The sequence below is a fragment of the Streptomyces tirandamycinicus genome (genome assembly GCF_003097515.1).
Taxonomy (GTDB): domain Bacteria; phylum Actinomycetota; class Actinomycetes; order Streptomycetales; family Streptomycetaceae; genus Streptomyces; species Streptomyces tirandamycinicus.
Map to the genome: position 1 here is coordinate 4331291 of NZ_CP029188.1, position 23674 is coordinate 4354964.

Below are 23674 nucleotides of genomic sequence, written 5' to 3' on the forward strand. Positions count from 1 at the left end.
CGTCGCGCCGCCAACTTCGTCGCGGACGCGGCCTGCTGGCGAATGGTCTGAGTCTGGGCCTTTCCCTGCCCTTCCATCGAAAGGCCCCACCCATGGATCATTCCGACAAGGCGAGTGCCCCGACGGCGCCGTTCGCCAGAACCCTGTGGACGCTGGCCCCGGCCGCCGTCATCCTGGCCTGCCAGGCATATCTGTCGATCCCGCTCATGCCCTACCTGGCCGACGCGTGGCATGTGACGCAGGAGGCGTCAGCCTGGGCCACCTCCGCCTTCGCCATTGCCTTCGCCTGCGGTTCGCTGCTCGCTGCGCCGCTGACCAAGTGGCTCGGGCGGCGCGCCACGGTCGCTTGGTCTTTTGCTGTACTCGCGGCCTTCACCGCGATCATGCCGCTGACCGGTGATCTGCTGAGCGGGTCTGTGGTGCGTGCCCTTCAGGGCCTGGCGGCTGGAGTCGTCCCGCCTGTGGTGTACGTGTACTTCGGTGAGCGGCTTCCGGGTGAGCGCCTCGCCGTCGGCATCACGATCTTCTCGAGCTGTCTGAGCGGTTGCCTCGTCATCGGGCAGATGGCGGGTCAGCTGCTGGCCGCGGCGGCTGGTTGGGACTCGGTGTTCTGGATCTCCGCGCCGCTGCTCGCGGTGGCCGCGGTGCTGATCTACAAGGTGATGCTGCCGGACGCGCTGCCCCCCGCATCGCACGGGACAGGCCAGTCCACTGCCGCCGCCCCGCATCTGGGTCGGCTGCTGCCGCTGTTCCTCAGCGCGCTGGTGGTGCTCGGGGGGATTACTGCCGCGTACACCGCGGTCCAGTTGTACGGGCCCGAGCAGTTGGTCGGCGATGCCAACGCCATCCTCGCCCTGCGGGCCAGCGCGCTGCCCGCGCTGATCGCCTCTGTTCTGCTCGCCCCCGCCCTGTCCCGCATCGGCGCGGGCCGGCGTGCTGCGGGCGCGCTGGCGCTGGCCGCCCTCGGGATGGCCGCCGCAGGTCTCGCGCACGACAGCGTCATCGGACTGGGCGCGGCGCTGTTCGTGACCATGCTCGCGGCCACCACCGCGGGGCCCGCCCTGATTCAGGCGGTGGGGACGGCGGCAGGTGCCTCCCGGGCTACCGTGCTGGCCGTCTACGGCTTCCTGCTCAACCTCGGCGCCGGGCTCGGTGCCCAGGTGCCCCAGCTCTTCGGCCGGTTCGTGGGCGTCGCGCTGTGCGTCGCGGTGGGCTTCGGCGTCGCCGCGCTCCTCGTCGGCTTCCTTGCCCCGTCCAGCGCGGGCGCCGGGCGATCGCGCACGGCCCGGCAGAGCGTCCCAGCCGAGCAGGCGCACACCACGACCCGCGCCTGAGCCATGGCGTATGGCTGGGCCGGGCACCCCTTGGTGCTTCCTGTCCGGTGCGGCAGGGGGTTGCGGCGCCGACCGCAGATGACCGGCGGGACGAAGCGTGTGTCTTCACGGCGCGTGCCGGGCCGGGAAGGCCTGCCATGCGGATTCGATCGACGGCGACGTGTCCGGCCACCTTCCACGCCCGAAGCCACGGATGCCCGCAACGTCCCTACAGGTCCCCGAGATCGACCGTGAGGGAGAAAGGTGCGGTGGCCTTCACCGTGCTGGTGAACATCTCGCCGTCCCGGTAGGCCCTATTGGCGGGATCGAGGACGTAGGTGTAGACGATCGGGACACCGTTGGCGGCCTGCTCGACCCGCCAGTAGAAGGGGATGCCGGCCTTGGCGTACTGGTCCACCTTCACGATCCGGTCGGTGGTCTCCGAACCGGGCGAGACGACCTCGACGACCAGGAGTACGTGCTCGGGGCGGGTGGGTGTGAGGTCGATGGTCTCCGCCCGGTAGACGATGACGTCCGGACGGCGGTTGGTGAGCGGAACGTCCTGCAGGCGTACGTCGAAGTCCGTGTCCGCGTTCCAGTCCGGGCCAGCGGCGGCGTCCAGGGCATTGGCCAGGATCCGGGCCAGCCTGTTGTGCCGCTTCGAGGCGCTCGGGCTCACGACGACCATCCCGTCCACGATCTCGATGCCGGCGCACTGCTCCTCGGACCAGGAGTCGTACTGCTCCGCGCTGATCTGCGAGTGCATCCACGCGGGCGCCACCATCTCGGCGGTCATGGAGTACCTCCTTCGAGGATGCGGTGCTGCTCGACTCAGCGTACTGCCCGCTTCCGGTCGGGCACCGGCTTTGGGTCAGGGCAGAACTTCCAGCGTCCGCAGGGCGACCTGGGTGCAAAAGGGGCGATCCGCCTTCACCACGTGAGAGCGCGTTAGTGCAAGTCGGCCAAGTAGGGCGGGGGCTTGCGGGCCGAACCGGCAGGGCCCCGTGTCGGCATGAGAGGCTGGCTCGTATGAACCGGTTGGGTGGCGCGACCTCGCCTTATCTGCTCCAGCACGCCGAGAATCCGGTCGACTGGTGGCCCTGGGAGCCGGCGGCCTTCGAGGAGGCGCGTCGCCGCAATGTACCGATTCTGTTGTCGGTCGGATACTCCGCGTGCCACTGGTGCCACGTCATGGCGCACGAGTCCTTCGAGGACGACGGCACCGCCGCGTACCTGAACGAGCACTTCGTGTCCGTGAAGGTGGACCGCGAGGAGCGGCCCGACGTGGACGCGGTCTACATGGAGGCCGTGCAGGCCGCCACCGGGCAGGGCGGCTGGCCGATGACCGTGTTCCTGACGCCCGGAGCCGAGCCCTTCTACTTCGGCACCTACTTCCCACCCGATCCGCGGCACGGCATGCCGTCCTTCCGCCAGGTCCTCGAAGGCGTTCACCACGCCTGGACGGACCGGCGCGGCGAGGTCGACGAGGTGGCCGGGAAGATCGTCCGCGATCTGGCGGGCCGTACCCTGGCCCACGGCGGGCAGGGCGTCCCGGGGGAGGCGGAGCTCGCCCAGGCGCTGCTCGCCCTCACCCGGGAGTACGACCCGGCGCACGGCGGCTTCGGCGGGGCACCGAAGTTCCCCCCGTCGATGGTCCTCGAGTTCCTGCTGCGGCACTACGCGCGCACCGGTGCCGAGGGCGCGCTGCAGATGGCCGCCGACACCTGCGAGGCGATGGCCCGCGGCGGGATCTACGACCAGCTCGGCGGCGGCTTCGCGCGGTACTCGGTGGACCGAGAGTGGGTGATCCCGCACTTCGAGAAGATGCTCTACGACAACGCCCTGCTCTGCCGGGTGTACGCCCATCTGTGGCGGGTCACCGGCAGCGATCTGGCCCGCCGGGTCGCCCTGGAGACCGCCGACTTCATGGTGCGGGAGCTGAGGACCCCGGAGGGCGGCTTCGCCTCCGCCCTCGACGCCGACAGCGCCCTGCCCGACGGTTCCGGCAGGCATGCCGAGGGCGCGTACTACGTGTGGACGCCCGGCGGCCTGCGGGAGGTACTGGGCGAGGACGACGCCGAGTTCGCCATGCGGTACTTCGGCGTGACCGAGGAGGGCACGTTCGAGCACGGCTCCTCCGTGCTCCAACTGCCGCAGGACGCGGGCGTCGCGGACGCCGGGAGGGTCGCGTCCGTGCGCGGGCGCCTGCTGGCCGCGCGCGAGGAGCGCCCGCGCCCGGGCCGCGACGACAAGATCGTCGCCGCCTGGAACGGTCTCGCGATCGCCGCCCTGGCCGAGGTGGGCGGGTACTTCGACCGGCCGGACCTCGTCGAGCGCGCCACCGAGGCCGCCGACCTGCTCGTCCGGCTCCACATGGACGACGGCGCGCGGCTGACCCGTACGTCGAAGGACGGCCACGCCGGTGCCAACGCCGGGGTGCTGGAGGACTACGCCGACGTCGCCGAGGGCTTCCTCGCCCTCGCCTCCGTCAGCGGCGAGGGCGCGTGGCTGGAATTCGCCGGTTTCCTGCTGGACATCGTCCTGGACCGGTTCACCGGCTCCGAGGGGCAGTTGTACGACACGGCCCACGACGCCGAGCGCCTGATCCGGCGGCCGCAGGACCCCACGGACAACGCCGCCCCCGCCGGCTGGACGGCCGCCGCCGGGGCGCTGCTGTCCTACGCCGCGCACACCGGCTCCCAGGCGCACCGCGCCGAGGCGGAGCGGGCGCTGGGCGTGGTGAAGGCGCTGGGTCCGCGGGCCCCCCGGTTCATGGGCTGGGGGCTCGCCGTCGCGGAGGCGCTGCTCGACGGCCCGCGGGAGGTGGCGGTCGTCGGGACGCCCGGGGACGCCGGGATGCGGAAGCTGCACCGGGCCGCGCTGCTGGGGACCGCGCCGGGCGCGGTGGTCGCGGCGGGGGGCCCGGACAGTGACGAGTTCCCGCTGCTCGCGGATCGCCCGCTGGTCGGCGGGAGGCCGGCGGCCTATGTCTGCCGGCACTTCGTCTGCGCCGCGCCGGTCACCGAAGTGGACGCCCTGCGCGAGGAGTTGGCGCCCCGTGGATGACCGTCGGAGGATGATTTCGGTGGCCTGCCCGAAACGCGCCATTCATCGAAACAGGCGTACGTCGGTCACATAATCCCCCTATTCTCTTCATCGCCGACACGGCAGCTGCGCGTGCGGCGGGTCCGTGCTGCGGTTCCGCCCGCCCGCGCAGGGGGGTTCCAGGGGGAACAGCGCGGTGGGCGAGGGGGCCTGCCGTGGCGGTCACCCCTGTCGTTGGGGGGCCAATTGCTCACGTCCTTGCTCATCGGCGCCATCTCGTTGGCGCTCTTCTGGATGGCGGCGTTCACGCTCTGGTGGCAGATGCACGCGTGGCGCACGCCGGAGACGCTCGCGTCGACACGCTTCGAGAGTCCGGCGGGCGGGGAGAGGCTGTCGTTCTCCCTGCTGCTGCCCGCCCGGCACGAACAGCTGGTGCTGGAGCACACGATCGGCAGGCTGCTGGAGTCCGATCACCGGGACTTCGAGATCATCGTCATCGTCGGGCACGACGACCCGGAGACCGCGGAGGTCGCCGCCCGGGCCGCGGCCCGCGACCCCGGCCGGGTGCGGGTCGTCGTCGACACCCATGAGACCAAGAACAAGCCGAAGGCGCTCAACACGGCCCTCCCGCACTGCCGCGGGGACGTCGTCGGGGTCTTCGACGCCGAGGACCAGGTGCACCCGGAGCTCCTGGCCCATGTCGACCACGCCTTCACCGCCACCGGCGCCGACGTCGTCCAGGGCGGCGTCCAGCTGATCAACTTCCACTCCTCCTGGTACGCGCTGCGCAACTGCCTGGAGTACTTCTTCTGGTTCCGCTCGCGTCTCCACCTGCACGCCGCCAAGGGCTTCATCCCGCTCGGCGGCAACACCGTCTTCGTCCGCACCGACGTGCTGCGCGAGGCCGGCGGCTGGGACCAGGACTGCCTGGCCGAGGACTGCGATCTCGGGGTGCGCCTGTCGAGCCGCGGCCGGAAGGTCGTCGTCGCCTACGACGCCGACATGGTCACCCGCGAGGAGACCCCCGGCACGCTGATGTCGCTGCTGAAGCAGCGCACCCGCTGGAACCAGGGCTTCCTGCAGGTGTACCGGAAGCGGGACTGGCGGCAGCTGCCCACGTTCGGGCAGCGGATGCTCGCCCGCTACACGCTGATGACCCCGTTCATGCAGGCGTTCACCGGCGTGGTCATCCCCGTCAACGCCGCCGCCGCGCTGCTGCTCGACGTACCGGTCGGGGTCGCCTTCCTCACCTTCCTGCCGCTGATCACGGCCCTGGTGACCTTCGTCTTCGAGATCGTCGGTCTGCACGACTTCGGGACCCAGTACGGGCTGCGGGTCCGCTTCCCGCACTACCTCAAGCTCATCGCCGGCGGCCCCTTCTACCAGGTGCTCCTCGCGGGCGCGGCCGTCCGGGCCGTGTGGCGTGAGCAGCGCGGCCGCAACGAGTGGGAGCTCACCAGCCATGTCGGCGCGCATCTCTCCCGAGAGGACGTCCCCGCGTGACCTCCACCCTCACGGCGGCGCCACCGGTGGCGGCCGCCCGCCCCGCCGATCCCGCGACCGGGCCGGCCGCCCGGCCCGTCGTCCGCTTCCGGTCCTCGCGGCCCGATCTGCTGCTGTGCGGCGTGCTGCTGTCCGTGATCCTGCTGGTGCAGGGCTGGAACATCGGGCAGTTCCCGACCCTCAGCGACGACGAGGGCACCTATCTCGCCCAGGCCTGGGCCGTCCAGCAGGGTGAGGGCCTGGCCCACTACACGTACTGGTACGACCACCCCCCGCTCGGCTGGATCCAGCTCGCCGGCCTGACCTGGATCCCGTCGCTGATCGCGCCCGACGCGATGACGGTGGCCACGATGCGCGGGGCGATGCTGCTGGTCAGCGCGGCGAGCGCGGTGCTCCTGTACGTCCTGGCGCGCAGGCTGTGGCTGCCGCGCTGGGCCGCCGGGCTCGCCATGGCCCTCTTCGGTCTGTCGCCGCTGTCCGTGGTGCTGCAGCGGGAGATCTTCCTCGACAACCTCGCCGTGATGTGGATGCTGCTGGCCTTCTGCCTCGCGGCGTCGCCCAGCCGCCATCTGTGGCACCACTTCGGAGCCGGGCTCGCCGCCGCCACCGCGGTGCTGACCAAGGAGACCATGCTGGTCGTCCTGCCCGCGCTGCTGGTGACGATGTGGCGCTTCAGCCACCGGGACACCCGCAAGTTCGCGGTCACCGGCGCCGTCACCGCCTGCGCCCTGATCGGCTTCTCCTACCCGCTGTTCGCGCTGCTCAAGGGCGAACTGCTGCCGGGCGAGGGGCATGTGTCGCTGTGGGAGGGCATCACGTACCAGATGAGCCGGCCCGGCTCCGGGTTCATCCTCGACGAGGGGACCGGCTCGAACGGTGTGCTGCGGTCCTGGCTCTACTACGACCGGGTACTGCCGGTCGGCGGGCTCGCCGGCGCCGCGCTGCTGCTGCTGACACTGCGCTGGTCGGTGACCGCGCGGGCGCTCGCCGGGCCCGCGCTCGCCGTGGCCGTGCTGGCGGTCGTCGCCCTGCGCCCGTCGGGCTATCTGCCGGCGATGTACGTCATCCAGGCACTGCCGTTCCTGGCGCTGGTGCTGGCCGGCGGGGCGGCGAGCGTCGGGCACGCGGTGCTGAGCCGGCGGCGGCGCCCCGGTGAGGCACGCCCGCTCGTCCTCGCCCGTCGGTCCGCGGCCGTGGTGCTCGCGCTGGCCGCGGCGGGGTACGTCGTGCCGCGCTGGTACGACGGGGACCGCACCGCGATGACGGCCGACGCCAACGCCCCGTACCGGGCGGCCGCGGTGTGGCTGAGCACCGAGGTGCCCGAACCTGCCCGCACCCGGGTGCTCGTCGACGACGCCCTCTGGCTCGACCTGGTGCACGCCGGGTACCGGCCGGGGCTCGGGGTCATCTGGTTCTACAAGGCCGACCTCGACCCGGCGGTGGCGAAGACCATGCCGCGCGGCTGGCGCGACCTGGACTACGTGGTCGCCTCGCCGACGGTCCGCCGTGACGCCCGCGACCTGCCCACCGTACGGGCCGCGCTGGAGAACTCCGCGCCGGTCGCCGTGTTCGGCGAGGGCGAGGACCGCATCGAGATCCGTGAAATCGGGGGAGCTGACCACACGTGACGAGCCATCACAGGCCTTCGGCGGACGGGCTGGGATTCAGCCCCGGAGCGCTGGAGGGCACGCTCGGCGAGACCGCGGGCGTCGCCGAACCGGCGGCCGTCACCGTCGTGATCCCGACCTTCAACGAGTCCGCGAACATCCGCGAACTGCTGCACCGGCTCACCGACTCGGTGCCGGCGCGCCTCCCCTGCGAGGTGGTGTTCGTCGACGACTCCTCCGACGACACCCCGGCCGTGATCGCCGAGGCCGCGCAGGACTGCCCCTTCCCCGTCACCGTCATCCACCGGGACGCACCCGACGGCGGACTCGGCGGCGCGGTGGTGGAGGGCATGAAGGCCGCCGGGTCCGGCTGGATCGTGGTCATGGACGCCGATCTCCAGCATCCGCCGTCCCTGATCCCCGAACTGGTCGCCACCGGCGAGAAGGAGTCCGCCGATCTCGTCGTCGCCAGCCGCTATCTGCCCGGCGGAAGCCGCGCGGGTCTCGCGGGCGGCTACCGGGTGGCCGTCTCCCGCGGGGCGACCTGGCTCGCCAAGGGGCTCTTCCCGCGCGCCCTGCGCGGCATCAGCGACCCCATGAGCGGCTTCTTCGCCATCCGCAGGTCGGCGGTGACCGCGGAGGCGCTGAAGCCGCTCGGCTACAAGATCCTGCTGGAGCTGGCCGTACGCTGCCGCCCGGGTGAGGCCGCGGAGGTGCCGTTCGTCTTCCAGGACCGGTTCGCCGGCGAGTCCAAGTCGACGGCCAGGGAGGGGTTGCGCTTCCTGCGGCACCTGGTCGGGCTGCGGACCGCGTCCCCGTTCGCGCGGATGGCCGCCTTCGGGCTCATCGGGCTCACCGGTTTCGTCCCCAACCTGCTGGCGCTGCACGCGCTGGTGACCGCCGGGCTGCACTACCTGCCCGCCGAGATCCTCGCCAACCAGTTCGGCGTGCTGTGGAACTTCGCCCTCATCGAGCTGCTGCTGTTCCGCGACCGGCGCCACCACCGCCACTGGGCGGACCGGGTGGGCCGGTTCGCGCTGCTCGCCAACGCGGACCTGGTCTTGCGGATTCCGCTGATCGCCCTGCTCGTCGGGCAGTTCCAGCTGGCCGTGCTGCCCGCCACGGCGCTCGCGCTGCTGACGACGTTCGTGCTGCGTTTCGCCGGTACCGAGGCGCTCGTCTACCTGCCGCGCAGAGGCCGTACCGCAAAGGGCCGTACCGCAAGGAGCCGTACCGCAAGGAGCCGTACAGGTACAGCAAGGAGCACCAGTTGACACCACCGACACCACCCGGACGCACCCGCAGACCCGATCAACTCACCCGACTCACCCGACTCGCCCGACTCGCCCCGCTCACCCGGCTCACCCGACTCTTCAGACCTGGCCGGCCCGTCCGCCCGGTTCGCCCGGTCCGCCCGGTCCGACCCGTCGGACCCGTCGGACCCGTCCGACGCACCCGACCCGCCCGGCAGGCCCGGAGGACGACCGCGCTGCTCGCCGTCGCCGCCATGACCGCGGGCCTGCTGCTCGCCGCGCAGCAGCCGGCCGCGGCCGGCCCCAACCTCGTCAAGAACCCCGGCTTCGAGACCCCCGGCAGCGGCGACATGCCGTTCTGCTGGGCGAAGTCGGGCTGGGGCGACAACGACTTCACCTTCACCACCACCACGGACGCGCACACCGGCTCCGCCGCGATGAGGGTGGAGCTCACCCGCCGGGTGGACGGCGACCGCAAGGCGCTCATCACGGAGTCCACCGCCTGCGCCCCGCACGTCGTCCCGGAGCGCCAGTACGACCTGTCCTTCTGGTACAAGTCGACGACCCCGAACACGGCCCTCACCCTCTTCCGCCGCGACACCACGGCGGGCTGGCAGTACTGGACCGACCTGCGCACCCTCCCCATGGAGGAGGACTGGACCCGCAGCGAGGTCCGCACCCCGGCCATCCCGCCCGACACGGACCAGATCACCTGGGGTGTCTCCGTCTTCGGCACCGGCAGCGTCACCACCGACGACTACGCGATGGAGGAGGTCGCCCCGCCGCCGCCGGACCCGGTGTGCACCGCCACCGCGGAGGAGTGCGCCAAGGGCCGCTGGGAGGTGCTGCCCACCAGGAACCCGGTGCGCTCGGTGCACTCGGTGGTGCTGCACAACGGCAAGGTGCTGCTGATCGCCGGTTCCGGGAACGACCCGGCGATGTTCCAGGCGGGGACGTTCACCACCGCCGTGTACGACCCGGTGGCCGGGACGTACCAGGACATCCCGACACCCGCGGACATGTTCTGCGCCGGCCACGTCCAGCTGTCCGACGGCCGGGTGCTGGTGATGAGCGGCAACAAGGGCTATCCCTCGGCCGACGGCTCGATCGGCTACCAGGGCCTGAAGGACTCGTACGTCTTCGACCCGGAGACCGAGACCTACACCCGGACCAACGACATGAACGGGGGCCACTGGTACCCGTCGGCGACGATCCTCGGCAACGGTGACGTCATCTCCTTCGGCGGGCTGAAGGAGGACTCCACGGGCAATGTGACCGCGGAGAAGTTCTCGGCCACCGAGAACCGGTGGCTGCCGCTCCACCAGGTCAACCAGACCTGGTCGTTCTGGGGCCTGTACCCGTCGATGATCCTGATGCAGGACGGCCGCCTCTTCTACTCGGGCAGCCATGTCTTCGGCAACGGCACCCCCGGTACCGGCGCCTCCATCTACGACTACGACGCCAACACCATCACCGACGTGCCGGGCCTGCGGAACAAGGACCAGCGCGACGAGAGCGCCAGCGTGCTGCTGCCCCCGGCGCAGGACCAGCGGGTCCTCACCATCGGCGGCGGCAACAACGAGACCAACCCGGCGGCCAACCGGACCACCGACATCATCGACCTCAAGCAGCCCGATCCGCGGTACACGGCGGGTCCGCCGCTGCCGCAGGGCCTCGTCGACCAGGGCCAGGGCAAGCGCCCGCAGACCGGTGACGAGGGCAAGATGTACGTCTCGGCGGTGCTGCTGCCCGACGGCAAGGTCCTGGAGACCGGCGGCGGGCTGCACGACCGGGCCGATCCGGTGTACGAGGCGTCCTTCTTCGACCCGGTGACCGACACCTACGAGCCGGGCCTCGCGGCCGACCCGATCCCGCGCACGTACCACTCGTCGGCGTTCCTGCTGCCCGACGGCCGGGTCATGGCCGTGGGCGACAACCCCGGCAACGGCACCTACAACCACAACGTGTCCATCTACACCCCGCCGTACCTGCTCAAGGGCCCCCGCCCGCGGATCACCTCGGTGGCCGACGGCGAGTGGCAGTACGGCGACACCCAGCGGATCACGGTGGACCGGCCGATCGCCAGGGCGGAACTGATCCGGCCGGCCGCGGTCACCCACTCCTCGGACCCGAACCAGCGGTTCGTGGACCTTCCGATGAGCGTGGTGGACGACACGACGATCGACCTCAACGTCACCAGCAACCCCAACCTCGCCCCGCCCGGCTGGTACATGCTCTTCGGCGTGGACGCGGCCGGGATCCCGTCGGTGGCCGAGTGGGTGCACCTGGGGGCCCCGTCCGCCGCGGCGCGGGCAGCGCAGCACGCCCCGTCGGCGCACGTCCACGACTTCGCCGGGGACCTCGGCACGCCCCCGAAGAAGAACGGCAGGAAGCGGGACTCCGCCCCGGTCAGCCCGAAGATCGCGGGCTGCGACCGGAACTACGGCACGGCCGGCGTCTGCGTGCCGCTCGCCTTCCCGGCCCCGGTGAAGGCCACCACCAAGTCCCGCTGCGACTGGCTCGCCGCGCACGGATACGGCCGGCTGAAGGTCAACGGCAAGCGCGACCCGCTCCGGCTCGACCGGGACCGGGACGGCCGCACCTGCGGGAAGGGGGACCTGAGGAGGTAGCCGGCCCGCCGTGTCCGGAGGTCCGGTCCCGCCATGCGGGGCCGGACCTCCACCGGCGGCCGCGCCGCGGTGCCACCCGGTCCACCCGGACGGCCCGGTCCACCCGGTCCGCCCGGTCCGTCCGGTCCACCCGGTCCGTCCGGTCCGTCCGGTCCGTCCGGTCCGTCGAGGCCGTTCCGGGCGGCCGGAGTGGCCCCCGGCCCGGCCCCCTCAGGCGTGCTGGTAGGCGACCAGCGAGATCCCCACGTAGTGCACGACGAAGGCGGCCAGGGTGAAGGAGTGGAAGACCTCGTGGAAGCCGAACCAGCGGGGTGAGGGGTTCGGCCGCTTCATCCCGTAGATCACGCCCCCGGCGCTGTACAGCAGCCCGCCGACGATCACCAGCACCAGGACGGCGATGCCGCCCGTGCGCATGAAGTCGGGCAGGAAGAAGACCGCGGCCCAGCCCATCGCGATGTAGCAGGGCGTGTAGAGCCACCGGGGCGCGCCCACCCAGAACACCCGGAAGGCGATTCCGGCAACCGCTGCCGCCCAGACCGCCCACAGCAGCACCCGCCCGGTGGAGTCCGGCAGGAGCAGCAGGGTCAGCGGGGTATACGTACCGGCGATGATCAGGAAGATGTTGGCGTGGTCCAGCCGCCGGAGGACCGCCGTCGCACGGGGTCCCCAGGTGCCCCGGTGGTAGAGCGCGCTCACACCGAAGAGCAGGCAGGCGGTGAGCACGTAGATGCCGCAGGCGATCCTGCCGCGGGTCGAGTCCGCCAGGGCGGTCAGCACGATCCCCGCGATCAGTACGGCGGGGAACATCCCCGCGTGCAGCCAGCCCCGCAACCGCGGCTTCACCGGCGGTGGATCGATCTCGGTCACATCGGGCGGCGCTGCAGTCATGGCGGCATGCTACCTACGGGGCCGTAGGCGACCGCCCCCCGAGTGGCAATGCTCACGTGAGGGGTCCTCTGGACAGATGGGCACCGGGCACGGATGATCAGATGAGTGCGGTCGGCACCGGATGAGCGGCTACGAAGCATCCGGGTCGCAGCCCCCACGGGGCGACAACCTCAAACCCCTCATTTAGGAGCAATCGTGGCGCGCGACATCGCGGCTCCCGGCAATGCCCCCACCAACCACCAGGAACTGATCGCCTGGGTCGACGAGATCGCGGAAATGACGCAGCCGGACCGGGTGGTCTGGTGCGACGGTTCCGAGGCCGAGTACGACCGCCTGGCCGAGGAGCTGGTCGCCAAGGGCACGTTCCGCAAGCTGGACCCGATCAAGCGCCCGAACTCCTACTACGCGGCCTCCGACCCCACGGACGTGGCGCGCGTCGAGGACCGCACCTTCATCTGCTCCGAGAAGGAGGAGGACGCCGGCCCGACGAACCACTGGAAGGCCCCCGCGGAGATGCGGGAGGTCTTCTCCGGCGAGAAGGGAGTCTTCCGCGGTTCGATGAAGGGCCGGACGATGTACGTCGTCCCCTTCTGCATGGGCCCCCTCGGCTCGCCGCTCTCCGCGCTGGGCGTCGAGATCACCGACTCCGCCTATGTGGCCGTGGCCATGCGCACGATGACCCGGATGGGCCAGGCCGTGCTGGACGAGCTCGGCTCCGACGGCTTCTTCGTGAAGGCCGTGCACACCCTGGGCGCACCGCTGGAGCCGGGCCAGGAGGACGTTCCGTGGCCGTGCAACTCCACGAAGTACATCTCGCACTTCCCCGAGTCCCGTGAGATCTGGTCCTACGGCTCCGGCTACGGCGGCAACGCCCTCCTCGGCAAGAAGTGCTACGCCCTGCGCATCGCGTCCGTCATGGCCCGCGACGAGGGCTGGCTCGCCGAGCACATGCTCATCCTCAAGCTGACCCCGCCGCAGGGCGAGTCGAAGTACGTGGCCGCCGCCTTCCCGTCGGCCTGCGGCAAGACCAACCTGGCCATGCTGGAGCCCACGATCTCCGGCTGGACGGTGGAGACCATCGGCGACGACATCGCCTGGATGCGGTTCGGCGAGGACGGCCGGCTCTACGCGATCAACCCCGAGGCCGGCTTCTTCGGCGTCGCGCCCGGCACCGGCGAGCACACCAACGCCAACGCCATGAAGACCCTGTGGGGCAACGCGGTCTTCACCAACGTCGCCCTCACCGACGACAACGACATCTGGTGGGAGGGCATGACGGAGGACACTCCGGCGCACCTGACCGACTGGAAGGGCAACGACTGGACGCCGGAGTCCGGCACCCCGGCCGCCCACCCGAACGCCCGCTTCACCGTCCCCGCCGCGCAGTGCCCGATCATCGCGCCGGAGTGGGAGGACCCGAAGGGAGTGCCGATCTCGGCGATCCTCTTCGGCGGCCGCCGTGCCTCCGCCGTCCCGCTGGTGACCGAGTCCTTCGACTGGCAGCACGGCGTCTTCCTGGGCGCGAACGTCGCCTCCGAGAAGACCGCCGCCGCCGAGGGCAGGGTCGGCGAGCTGCGCCGCGACCCGTTCGCGATGCTGCCCTTCTGCGGCTACAACATGGGCGACTACATGGCCCACTGGATCAAGGTCGGCAAGGAGGCCGACCCGTCCAAGCTCCCGAAGATCTACTACGTGAACTGGTTCCGCAAGAACGACGCCGGCGAGTTCGTGTGGCCGGGCTTCGGCGAGAACAGCCGGGTGCTGAAGTGGATCGTGGAGCGCCTGGAGGGCAGGGCCGAGGGCGTCGAGACCGCCATCGGCATCCTCCCCACCCGGAAGTCCCTGGACACCGACGGCCTGGAGCTGGCCGACGAGGACCTGGACTTCCTGCTGAAGGTCGACGCGGACGTCTGGCGCGAGGAGGCCGCGCTGGTCCCCGAGCACCTCAACACCTTCGGTGACCACACCCCGAAGGAGCTGTGGGACGAGTACCGCGCACTGGTCGCCCGACTGGGCTGAACCCCCACTCGGAGCCGAGGCCGGGGCCCGCACCGTACAACGGCGTACGGAGCGGGCCCCGGCCCTTTGCGGCCTTCCGGCGGCACTCCGGCCGCGTCGCGCGGCCCCGGACTCCGGCAGGGTCCGAACCCCCCGGGGGCGGGTGAGTGGCGCCCGGCCCGCGCGTCACGCGGCACGCGGACCGGGGCCGTCAGGGGGCGCCGACCAGCCGCGCGTCACGCAGGGCGGCGGTGTGCGCGTCCATCCGCCCGGCGGCGAGGATCGCGACGGCGGTGTCGGCGCGCGAGGCGGCCACCACCAGGGCGCGCCCGGCGAGTGCCAGGGCGCGGTGGTGGAGGGCGGCCGGGTCGGCGCCGCTGAGTCCGGCGTGGCGGGCGGGCGGGGCGCCGCGCAGCCTCGCGACCTGCTCGGCGATGCCCTCCGCGTCGGCGGCGAGTCCGAGCTCGTCGGTGACGGCGAGGAGCGCGGCGAGATGCCCGGCGAGCTGGATGTCCAGCTCCTCCTCGCGGCTGCGGTGGGGGAAGTCGCGCTCGCCGGCCATCGAGTGCACCGACTTGGAGCGGATCGGTTCGTACATGGGACGGCCTCCTGCAGTAGCTCTGGAGCCATCCTAGCTTAGATTGCGTCTAAAGTTGAGGCCTGTCCGGAAGAAGGTGGGCCGGTCCGCGTGCGCTCCGGACCCCCGTGGCGTCAGGGCTGGCTGTAGCCGTCCAGAAAGGTGCCGATCCGGGTGACCGCGTCCGACAGATCCGTCACGTTCGGCAGGGTGACGATCCGGAAGTGGTCGGGCTCGTGCCAGTTGAAGCCCGTTCCGTGGACGACCATGATCTTCTCGGTGCGCAGCAGGTCCAGCACCATCTGCCGGTCGTCCTTGATCTTGTGGACCTGCGGGTCGAGCCGCGGGAACAGGTAGAGCGCCCCCTTGGGCTTCACGCACGTCACGCCCGGGATCTGCGTCAGCAGGTCGTACGCCGCGTCGCGCTGCTCCAGCAGCCGTCCGCCCGGCAGGACCAGGTCCTCGATCGACTGCCGCCCCTGCAGGGCGGCGGCCACCGCGTGCTGCGCCGGCATGTTGGCGCACAGCCGCATGTTCGCCAGGATCGTCAGACCCTCGATGTACGAGGTCGCGTGCGCCTTGGGCCCGCAGACCGCGAGCCAGCCGCTGCGGTAGCCCGCGACCCGGTAGTTCTTCGACATGCCGTTGAAGGTGAGGACCAGCAGGTCCGGCGCGATCGCGGCGGTCGGGGTGTGGGTGGCCCCGTCGTAGAGGATCTTGTCGTAGATCTCGTCCGAGCACACCACCAGCCGGTGCCGGCGGGCGACGTCCGTGAGCTGCCGCAGCATCTCGTCGTCGTAGACCGCGCCGGTGGGGTTGTTCGGGTTGATGATCACGATCGCCTTGGTGCGATCGGTGATCTTCCGCTCGATGTCCGCGACGTCCGGCATCCAGTCGGACCCCTCGTCGCACCGGTAGTGCACGGCCGTCCCGCCGGAGAGCGACACCGCGGCCGTCCAGAGCGGGTAGTCCGGCGCGGGCACCAGCACCTCGTCGCCGTCGTCGAGCAGCGCCTGCATGGACATCTGGATCAGCTCGGAGACCCCGTTGCCGAGGTAGACGTCGTCGATGGAGAGCGCGATGCCCTTGGTCTCGTAGTGGCTCATGATCGCCCGGCGGGCGCTCAGCAGGCCCTTCGCGTCGCCGTAGCCGTGGGCGTCCCCCACGTTCCGCAGCACGTCCTCGAGGATCGCCGGGGGGCACTCGAAGCCGAAGGCGGCCGGGTTCCCGGTGTTCAGCTTGAGGATGCGGTGACCGGCCGCCTCCAGCCGCATCGCCTCCTCGAGCACCGGACCCCGGATCTCGTAACAGACGTTGGCGAGCTTGGTCGACTGGATCACCTGCATGGCGTGAGCTTACGGGCCCGCGGCGGGACGCGCTCCGTGTTTTGGGCCACCCCGGGGCCGGGGTGAGGGCCGGGGCCGGGGCCGGAGTCGGGCCCGGCGGCGGTGAGGGTGGCGGCGAGGGGCGGTCCGGCGGGGCCGTGCCGTCGAATAGGTCGAATAGCTCATGTGTTCGGTTTCCCGGGTACTCTGGGGGCATGCCCCCAGTCCATCTCCAGGGATCGCTCTTCGACCAGACCGACGAGATACGGCTCGGCCCGCTGACCGGCGTCCGCCGCACGGTGCTGGGGCAGGGCGCCTGGCTCGACGTGCTGCCGGGCTGGCTCAGCGGCGCCGACGCGCTCTTCCGGGAGCTGGCGGAAGGCGTCCCCTGGCGGGCCGAGCGGCGCCGGATGTACGAGCGCGAGGTCGACGTGCCCCGGCTGCTCGCCCACTACCGCGAGGGAGAGCCACTGCCCCACCCGGTCCTGGCCGAGGCCCGCGACGCGCTCACCGCGCACTACGCCGCCGAACTCGGCGAGCCGTTCGTGACGGCCGGGCTCTGCTACTACCGCGACGGCCACGACAGCGTCGCCTGGCACGGCGACCGCACCGGCCGGGGCTCCCGGGAGGACACGATGGTCGCCATCCTCTCCGTCGGCACCCCGCGCGACCTCGCGCTCCGGCCCAGGAACGGCCACGGCGCGGCGGTCCGCAGAGCCCTCGGCCACGGCGACCTCGTCGTCATGGGCGGCTCCTGCCAGCGGACCTGGGAGCACGCCGTCCCCAAGACCAGCCGGGCCGTGGGGGCCAGGGTCAGCGTCCAGTTCCGGCCGCGCGGGGTGAACTGAGGGGCCCGGCAGGGCGCGCGACGTGCCGGGGGACCGTCCCGGCGGCGGGCCCCGCAGCTCGCCGGCCCGGTCCGCTACGCGAAGCACCAGGGGCCGGTCGCTCGATGCGAGCGACCGGCCCCTGCCGTACCTCCCGGTGTGCGGCCCGCGCCGGAACCGGGATCAGGTCAGTCTCAGACGGGGGTACCCGGGAGCTGAGTGAACCCGGGCGCGCACTGGGTTCCGATGTTCGACCCGGTGAGCGGCACTCCCGGCGTGATGTCGCAGCGGACCTCGTAGATCTTCCCGCTGCCGGCCAGCAGCGTGATGAGGACCTCGTCCGTGGCCGCGGTGCCGTCACCGTCGTCGGCGACGATGTCGAGGTCCTCGGTGCAGTCCGGGGTTCCCGGCACGAGCGCGAGGGGGGTCCAGACGCCGGGGTTGCGGCTGTCGTAGAGGTAGGCGTTGCCCTTGCGGTCGGTCGTGACCCGCACCACCGTCTCCGGCGTACCGGCTGCCGGATCGTCCACGATGGCCGTGCTGATGTCGCGCTCCGCGATCCGGCACCGCTTGCCGTTGCCGTCCCCGAACGCGAGACCGGTCACCTCCTGGGCGATGGTCATGGCGTCGGGCGTGACGTCCGCGGCCGCCGCGGACGGGGCCATGACCGCGCCGGCCAGCACGGCCCCCGTGACTGCCGCAAGGCCCTTGGTGGCCCAAGCGAGCTTCTTCATGCTTGCGTTCCCTTTCGACGAGTGCGAGGTCCGTCGAATGTCCGGAGGGTGGGGAGCCCGGTCACCCCCGCAGCTGCGTGCCGCGTGCGGAGCCTTCCCATGCGCCCGTGGACGGCGTGCCGAGTCCGGTGTCACGCCTTTCCTCTCATCACTGCTGACGGACCTTCCCGCACTCGAACTATCCACGTGGGCCCGAGGGCCCCCGTGTGCCGCGCCGGGCCGTCACCCGGCCGGGCGCCATCGTGCGCCGAACGGCCCACGGTGCTCTCCCGCGGCGGGAACGGACGCCGGGCCCCGCCCCGCCGGGACCGGGGGGCCCGGCGAGACGGAAGCCGGCCGTCGCGGTGCTCAGTCCCGTGCGGCGGGGCGCAGCCGGCAGCGCGCCGGTCCCTTCGGGCGCAGGGTGATGCCCGCGTCGACCGGGACCCGATGGTCCACCGCCTCCAGTTCGTACGCGCTCAGGACCATGGCGAGCGCGAGTACCGACTCCAGCATCGAGAAGTGCTGGCCGATGCAGGCGCGCGGCCCGCCGCCGAAGGGGAACCAGGCGTAGCGCGGGCGGTCCTTCTCCGCACCGGGGGCGAAACGCTCCGGGTCGAAGCGGTCCGGGTCCTCCCAGTAGCGGGGGTGCCGCTGCGTCACCCACGGCGCCACGACCACGTCCGCCCCGGCCGGGATGGTGTGCCCGTCCACGACCGCGTCCGCGACCGCGCGGCGGCCGATGACCGGCGCGGCCGGATAGAGCCGCATCGCCTCCTTCAGCACCTGGGTGAGGTACGGCAGCGCGTCGAGGTCGTACGCCTCGGGCGTGCGGCCCCCCAGGATGCGCACGGCCTCCGCGCGCGCCCGGGACTGCTGCTCGGGGTGCCGGGCGAGCAGATGGAGCGCGAACGCCAGCGAGGTGGCCGTCGTCTCGTGCCCCGCGAGCAGGAAGATCAGCACCTGGTCACGGATCTCGGACGCGTCCAGGGCCCCCTCCGCGGAGTTCTCCTCGGACCTCTCCGCGGATCTCTCCGCCCGGGCGAGCAGGGTCAGGAGGTCGTCGCCCTTGGCCGCGTCCCCCTCCGCGCGCCGCTCCTCGATGATCCGGTCGCAGACCCCGTACAGCTCCTCCATCGCGGCTGCGGCCCGCCGGTTGCCGGGAGTGGGCCAGTCGCGGGGCGGGTTGACGGGGGAGTACCCGCGCCGCAGCGTGTACTCGCCGATGACCGGGAAGCAGCGCTCGACGACGGGCACGGCCGCCTCGACGTCCGTGCCGAACAGGATGCGCGCCACCGCCCGCAGCGCCAGCCGGGTCATCTCGTCGACGACGTCCACCGTGCCGTCGGGGGCGGTCGACCACCGGTCCAGGAGCCCGGCGGTCTCGTCGGTGACGGCGGCGGCGTAGCCGTCCACCCGCTTGCGGGTGAACAGCGGCTGCATCAGCCGCCGTTGCCGGAGGTAGTCCTCGTCCTGGCTGGTGAGCAGCCCGTTGCCGAAGGACTCCCGGATCTCCTGGTAGAAGGCGTTGTCCTTGCGGAAGTTGGCCGAGTCGGTCGCCAGGATCTGCTGGGCGCCCTCCGCGGAGAACACCGCGTACAGCTCCATCCGCAGCCCGGGAGGACCGGCGGTGAAGCGGACGACGTCGCCGTGCGCCCGGCGGGCGGCGAGATAGGTGCCGAGGGAGTCCCGCTTCAGGTCGAACATCGACCCCAGCAGGGGCAGACCGGCCGGACCGGGTACGCGCGTGCTCGTCGTCATGCCCCGACACCGCCGAGGAACCGCGTCCACGCGGCACCGGCGACGGCGAAGCGCGGGCCGTCCTCGCCGAGCTTGGAGTCGCGGATGTGGACGGTGTGGGGGCAGGCGGCCATCTCGACACAGGCGCCGCCCTGGTCATCGCTGTAGCTGGACTTGCGCCATTCGAGGGCGACTTCGACGCAGGCGCTTCCCTGGTCGTCGCTGTAGCTGGACTTGAACCACGTGAGTATGTCGCTCATAGCTCGTCGGCCACCTTTCTGATGAACTCGGCTGAGTCCTCAATGCAGAGGGCGTGCCTGCGGATCATGTCATGACGCTGGGTCAGCTCACTGATCTTGGCGTGTTCGGCGTAGAGCGCGCTGGTCGTCTGTCCTTCCGCGAAGGCGTAGTGCTCATGGTCGGGGGTCTCCAGCAGGACCAACGGGCCCGCCAGTGCCAGGCCGCTGCATCGGCCCATGGGCAGCGCCTGGACGGAGACGTTCCGCAATTCGGCTGCTTCGAGCACTCGTAGGAGCTGTCGCTTCATCGACTCGCCGCCGCCCACCATGCTGCGCAACGCCGCCTCGTGCAGCACAAAGCTGAACATGGTGCTCGACCTGCGCGACAGTGCCTCCTGCCGCCGCAGCCTGGCCCCCACCCGCTCTTCGACCGTCTCGTCGTCCAGCGGCGGGCAGCTCTCGCTGATCAGCGCCCGGGCGTACTCCTCGGTCTGAAGCAGCCCGGGGATCAGCAGGGGCTCGTACCAGTGGAGTGCGATCGCTTCGGCCTCGATCGCCATGTACTCCTGCGAGCGCGCCGGAAACGGCTCCGGCTTCAGGAACTCCAGCGCCGCCAGCAGCTTCCCCTGCGCCCCGCACATCTGGTCCGCCACCTGGAGCAGCCTGGCGCTCGGCTTGCGGCGCCCCTGCTCCATCGACTTCACCGTCTCGTACTCGTAGTTGGCCTCCTTGCCGAGCTCCTCGCGGCTGACGCCCGCCTCCGTGCGCCACAGTTTGATCTGGTTGCCGCAGTACCGCCAGGTCTCCGTCATGGTTGTTCGCCCTCCCCGTCCCAGGTGTACGCGTCGGGTACAACCACCGTGCGTACTCATGTCGTTACTTCATCAGGCCGGGGCGGCACCAGCAGCGTATGAGCCATGAATCAGCACATCGAGTGGCGGCTGCCCCGCAGCCCGCGCAGCGCGGGCCGGGCCCGCGCGTTCCTGGCCGAGCAGTCGCGGGAGTGGAAGCTCCCCGACGAGGTGGCGGAGACGGCCGTGCTGCTGCTCAGTGAGCTGGTGACGAACGCCTGCCGGCACGCCCGCGTCCCGCCCGGCCGCCAGGTGCGGGCGCGGTGCGTGCTGGGGAGCGACGGTGTGCTGAGGGTCGAGGTGTCGGACGCGAGCGAGGTGCTGCCGTGCCCGCGTACCGCCGGACCCGGCGACGAGGCGGGACGCGGACTCGCGCTGGTCGCGGCGCTCGCGGACGCATGGGGCGCGCACCCGCGGGAGTGCGGCGTCGGGAAGACGGTGTGGTTCGAGATCGGCGACGGCGTGCGGGGCCGTCCCGGGTGTGCTGATCTGGAGGGAGCGGACGACGCGCGTCACGACCCGGGCCCGCCGGAAGGCGGGCCCCGGCCCGCCGCCACGGTTCCCGCGACCGTGGAGGGCGGGCCGTGACAAGGAGGAGCCATGTCCGACCCGGCGAAGCCGTCCCGGCATCTGAGCGGTATGCGAGACGAGCGGTACGGCGAGGTCGTGCTGATCTCACCGGACGGGAACGGCGGCCTCAAGGGAGCCGTCTACACCACCTACGGCCTCAACGACTGCCCGCCCGACAAGTGGAACGCACTGGACGCGGGCGCCCTGGCGGCGCGGTTCGGCGTCCCCGTCGTCTTCCTCAACGGGCCCCGGTTCTGGACGATCGACGAGGTCACCACGTACAACTGGGGCGGCGTCGAGCAGTTCGACGGCCTGGAGGCCCGCTGGGCCGCCGATGTCCGCATCCCGCCGGACGTCGACTTCTCCGCCGGGGCCGGCGGGAAGCACTATGTGCCCACCACCGTGGACCGGGACACCGAGTACGTGCTGAAGGCCGGCAGGCCGGTGTACACCCTGGAGGACCCCGATGGCCGGACGTTCGTGCTCCAGGCGTACTCCCACACCGTGGACCCCGGCCTGACGTCGGACTCGCTGGCCTCCCTCGGCGACCGGCTGCGGCTGCCGGAGGGCTGGCGGTTCCGCACGCACACCCCGGACGAGGACCTGCACGTCAGGACGGCGGACAACAAGGCGACCGTCGTACAGGACGAGCTGGAGAACACGTACATGCTCCACGCCCGCTGAGCCGACCCGGACCCGGACCCGCACCCGGACCCGGCCCCGGGATCGGCCCCGGCCGTATGGCTCGTGTGCGGTCCTGCGAGCGGTGCGCCGGGCGCGCCGGGAGGGCGCTGTAGGCTCGGCAGTCCTTGTGACCCGGCTGCGTGCCCCGGCTGCGATCCGGCGCCGGCCGGCCGGCCTGGTGGGGACGGAACTGCTGCTCATGTGGATGCGGAGAGCGACCGGCGCGCGCCGGCTGGGGACGGCCGGGGCGCTGGCCGTCGCGGCCGGGGGCACCGTCGCCGGGGCGCTGCCGTTGCGCGAGCCCTGGGGGCTCTGGGCCACCTACGGACCCGCGGCGACCACGGCGGGCGCCGTCCTCGCGTACACCGGGCTGACGCTGCTGGTGCTCGCCTGGTGGACGTACGGCAGGCTGCTCGCCGGTGGCCGGGGCCCGGGCGTCCGGTACACCCTCGGCACCCTCGGCTGGTGGGCCGCGCCGCTCGTCCTCGCACCACCGCTGCACAGTGCCGACGTCTACAGCTACATCGCCCAGGGCGCTATGGTCCTCGAAGGCCACGACGTGTACGCGCACGGGCCGTCGGTGCTCGGCCCGGACTCGTCCGGCGCCGACGCGGCGGCGAGCGTGGGCGGGCACTGGACGGACACCCCGGCGCCGTACGGACCGGTGTTCCTGCTGCTGGCGAAGGCCGTGGTGGCGGGTACGGGCGGCACCCTCGTGCCCGCCGTGCTCGGGATGCGGCTGCTCGCCGTCGCCGCGCTCGTCCTCGTCGCCTGGGCGGTACGGGGGCTCGCCGCCGAGTGCGGGGCGCAGCAGTCCCGGGCGCTGTGGCTGGCCGTGCTCAACCCGCTTCTGCTGCTGCACGTCGTCGGCGGCATGCACAACGACGGCCTGATGATCGGTCTCATGCTGACCGGGGTGCTGCTGGCGCTGCGCGGACGGCCGCTGACGGGCAGCGCGGTCGTCGCCCTCGCCGTGATGGTCAAGTCCCCGGCGGTGCTCGCCCTGCTCTTCATCGGGCTGATCGCGGTACGCCGGAGCGAAGGGCCCCTGGCACGGCGCCTGGTGAAGGGCCTGACCGGACCCGCGCTGGTGGCAGCCGCGGTCGTTTCCGCGGCGTCGCTGCTCGGCGGCACCGGCTTCGGCTGGCTGCGGACGCAGGGCGTCGCCGGGACCATACACACGCCCCTGTCGCTCACCAGCGACCTCGGCCAGGCCGCGGGCCTCGCCGCCCGTGCCCTCACCGGTGCCGAACTCACCGCCGTGAAGGGCGCGGTGCAGACCCTCGGCCTCGCCGCCGCGCTCGCGGTGATCGCCTTCCTCGCCTTCCGGACGCTGCTCCCGTGGCGCGGTCGCCGGGCTCTCGATCCCGTGTACGGCCTGGGGCTGGCGCTCCTCGCGCTGGTAGCGCTGTCGCCGATGGTGCAGCCCTGGTACCTGCTGTGGGGGACGGCAGCCGTCGCCGCGGCCGCGCCCGCCGCGCCCGCAGGGGAGGACGACCGGGTGGTGCGGGTGCTGACGGTCCTCTCCGTGGGCCTGGTGTACGAGACGGCCCCCTCGGGACACACCCCGCCGTACGGCTTCGTGCTGGGGGCGCTCGCCTGCGCGGTGGCGGTGGCCGCGTCGCGGCGTGGTTTCGGGGGGCAAGCCCGCACCGGACCAGACGGACGCGCCGGAGCCGACGGGCCGGGTGGCCCCGATGGGCCCGACGGACCGGAGGGAGGAGGCGGCCCCGAGCCGGGTGGCCGCGCCGACGGAGGGCCCGCCTCACCGACGCCGGCGGCCCCGCCCGCCCCGGGCCGTCCGCGCGCTTCTCCTTCTCACTGACGGACCTGCCCCGCGCAGCCAGCCTCCGGCTCTCGGGTCAGGAGGCGTCGCCGCTCTGCCGGTGCTTCCTGCCGTCACGCCGCCCT

General features: G+C 72.1%; 19 protein-coding genes. 11 read left to right on the forward strand and 8 right to left on the reverse strand.

Translation table 11 applies throughout. From position 1 onward, the window contains the following. Nucleotides 1-92 precede the first annotated feature (92 nt). Nucleotides 93-1334, forward strand: coding sequence for an MFS transporter (locus DDW44_RS19285; protein ID WP_108907183.1), 1242 nt, complete (start codon nt 93-95; stop codon nt 1332-1334). 208 nt (nt 1335-1542) lie between these two features. Here the strand turns inward: DDW44_RS19285 and DDW44_RS19290 are convergent, their stop codons facing one another. After that, complete coding sequence (locus DDW44_RS19290; RefSeq protein WP_017949149.1) at nt 1543-2109, reverse strand: Uma2 family endonuclease; 567 nt, start codon at nt 2107-2109, stop codon at nt 1543-1545. Nucleotides 2110-2342: 233 nt separating this feature from the next. Between DDW44_RS19290 and DDW44_RS19295 the strand changes: the two genes are divergently transcribed. The 5 genes from DDW44_RS19295 to DDW44_RS19315 all read left to right on the forward strand — a co-directional run bounded on the left by DDW44_RS19295 (nt 2343) and on the right by DDW44_RS19315 (nt 11351). Continuing rightward, nucleotides 2343-4379, forward strand: a complete 2037-nt coding sequence (locus DDW44_RS19295; RefSeq protein ID WP_108907184.1) for a thioredoxin domain-containing protein — start codon at nt 2343-2345, stop codon at nt 4377-4379. A gap of 273 nt (nt 4380-4652) precedes the next feature. After that, nucleotides 4653-5861, forward strand: coding sequence for a glycosyltransferase (locus tag DDW44_RS19300; RefSeq protein WP_425275696.1), 1209 nt, complete (start codon nt 4653-4655; stop codon nt 5859-5861). Next, the gene (locus DDW44_RS19305) at nt 5858-7489 is read left to right on the forward strand and encodes an ArnT family glycosyltransferase (RefSeq protein WP_108907186.1); all 1632 of its coding nucleotides are present in this window, start codon (nt 5858-5860) and stop codon (nt 7487-7489) included. The genes DDW44_RS19300 and DDW44_RS19305 overlap by 4 nt, the downstream gene beginning before the upstream one ends. Continuing rightward, the gene (locus DDW44_RS19310) at nt 7486-8742 is read left to right on the forward strand and encodes a glycosyltransferase (protein WP_108907187.1); all 1257 of its coding nucleotides are present in this window, start codon (nt 7486-7488) and stop codon (nt 8740-8742) included. Before DDW44_RS19305 ends, DDW44_RS19310 begins: the two co-directional genes overlap by 4 nt. Before the next feature lie 233 nt (nt 8743-8975). Then, nucleotides 8976-11351, forward strand: a complete 2376-nt coding sequence (locus DDW44_RS19315) for a galactose oxidase early set domain-containing protein (RefSeq protein ID WP_108907188.1) — start codon at nt 8976-8978, stop codon at nt 11349-11351. A gap of 210 nt (nt 11352-11561) precedes the next feature. Here DDW44_RS19315 and trhA read toward each other — a convergent pair whose 3' ends face one another. Continuing rightward, nucleotides 11562-12239 (reverse strand): PAQR family membrane homeostasis protein TrhA, encoded by a 678-nt coding sequence (gene trhA, locus DDW44_RS19325; protein WP_051077659.1) that lies wholly within the window; start codon nt 12237-12239, stop codon nt 11562-11564. 195 nt (nt 12240-12434) lie between these two features. Between trhA and DDW44_RS19330 the strand changes: the two genes are divergently transcribed. Continuing rightward, nucleotides 12435-14258, forward strand: coding sequence for a phosphoenolpyruvate carboxykinase (GTP) (locus tag DDW44_RS19330; RefSeq protein ID WP_108907189.1), 1824 nt, complete (start codon nt 12435-12437; stop codon nt 14256-14258). Nucleotides 14259-14448: 190 nt separating this feature from the next. Here the strand turns inward: DDW44_RS19330 and DDW44_RS19335 are convergent, their stop codons facing one another. After that, complete coding sequence (locus DDW44_RS19335) at nt 14449-14835, reverse strand: SCO4983 family protein (protein ID WP_108907190.1); 387 nt, start codon at nt 14833-14835, stop codon at nt 14449-14451. Nucleotides 14836-14948: 113 nt separating this feature from the next. Further along, nucleotides 14949-16160 carry a pyridoxal phosphate-dependent aminotransferase gene (locus DDW44_RS19340; protein ID WP_108907191.1) on the reverse strand — a complete coding sequence of 404 codons (1212 nt, stop codon included), beginning with the start codon at nt 16158-16160 and terminating at the stop codon, nt 14949-14951. 194 nt (nt 16161-16354) lie between these two features. On the opposite strand from DDW44_RS19340, the gene DDW44_RS19345 reads away from it, so the two are divergent. Further along, complete coding sequence (locus DDW44_RS19345) at nt 16355-16987, forward strand: alpha-ketoglutarate-dependent dioxygenase AlkB (RefSeq protein ID WP_018889155.1); 633 nt, start codon at nt 16355-16357, stop codon at nt 16985-16987. 173 nt (nt 16988-17160) lie between these two features. On the opposite strand, the gene DDW44_RS19350 is transcribed toward DDW44_RS19345, so the two are convergent. From DDW44_RS19350 to DDW44_RS19365, 4 genes are all read right to left on the reverse strand, one after another. Beyond that, a complete protein-coding gene (locus DDW44_RS19350) occupies nt 17161-17700 on the reverse strand; it encodes a hypothetical protein (protein WP_108907192.1) in 540 nt (179 codons plus the stop codon). A 348-nt stretch (nt 17701-18048) separates the two neighbouring features. Then, a complete protein-coding gene (locus DDW44_RS19355; protein ID WP_108907193.1) occupies nt 18049-19440 on the reverse strand; it encodes a cytochrome P450 in 1392 nt (463 codons plus the stop codon). Then, nucleotides 19437-19679, reverse strand: coding sequence for a DUF397 domain-containing protein (locus DDW44_RS19360; RefSeq protein WP_108907194.1), 243 nt, complete (start codon nt 19677-19679; stop codon nt 19437-19439). Before DDW44_RS19360 ends, DDW44_RS19355 begins: the two co-directional genes overlap by 4 nt. Continuing rightward, nucleotides 19676-20470: a helix-turn-helix domain-containing protein gene (locus tag DDW44_RS19365; protein ID WP_108907195.1), complete on the reverse strand. Its 795-nt coding sequence runs from the start codon at nt 20468-20470 to the stop codon at nt 19676-19678. The genes DDW44_RS19360 and DDW44_RS19365 overlap by 4 nt, the downstream gene beginning before the upstream one ends. 105 nt (nt 20471-20575) lie before the next feature. Between DDW44_RS19365 and DDW44_RS19370 the strand changes: the two genes are divergently transcribed. The 3 genes from DDW44_RS19370 (at nt 20576) to mptB (ending at nt 23588) form a co-directional block, all read left to right on the forward strand. After that, nucleotides 20576-21097, forward strand: a complete 522-nt coding sequence (locus DDW44_RS19370; RefSeq protein ID WP_108907196.1) for an ATP-binding protein — start codon at nt 20576-20578, stop codon at nt 21095-21097. A 12-nt stretch (nt 21098-21109) separates the two neighbouring features. After that, complete coding sequence (locus DDW44_RS19375) at nt 21110-21763, forward strand: hypothetical protein (protein ID WP_108907197.1); 654 nt, start codon at nt 21110-21112, stop codon at nt 21761-21763. Between the two features lie 199 nt (nt 21764-21962). Next, a complete protein-coding gene (gene mptB / locus DDW44_RS19380; RefSeq protein ID WP_483027314.1) occupies nt 21963-23588 on the forward strand; it encodes a polyprenol phosphomannose-dependent alpha 1,6 mannosyltransferase MptB in 1626 nt (541 codons plus the stop codon). The last annotated feature ends 86 nt before the right edge of the window (nt 23589-23674 follow it).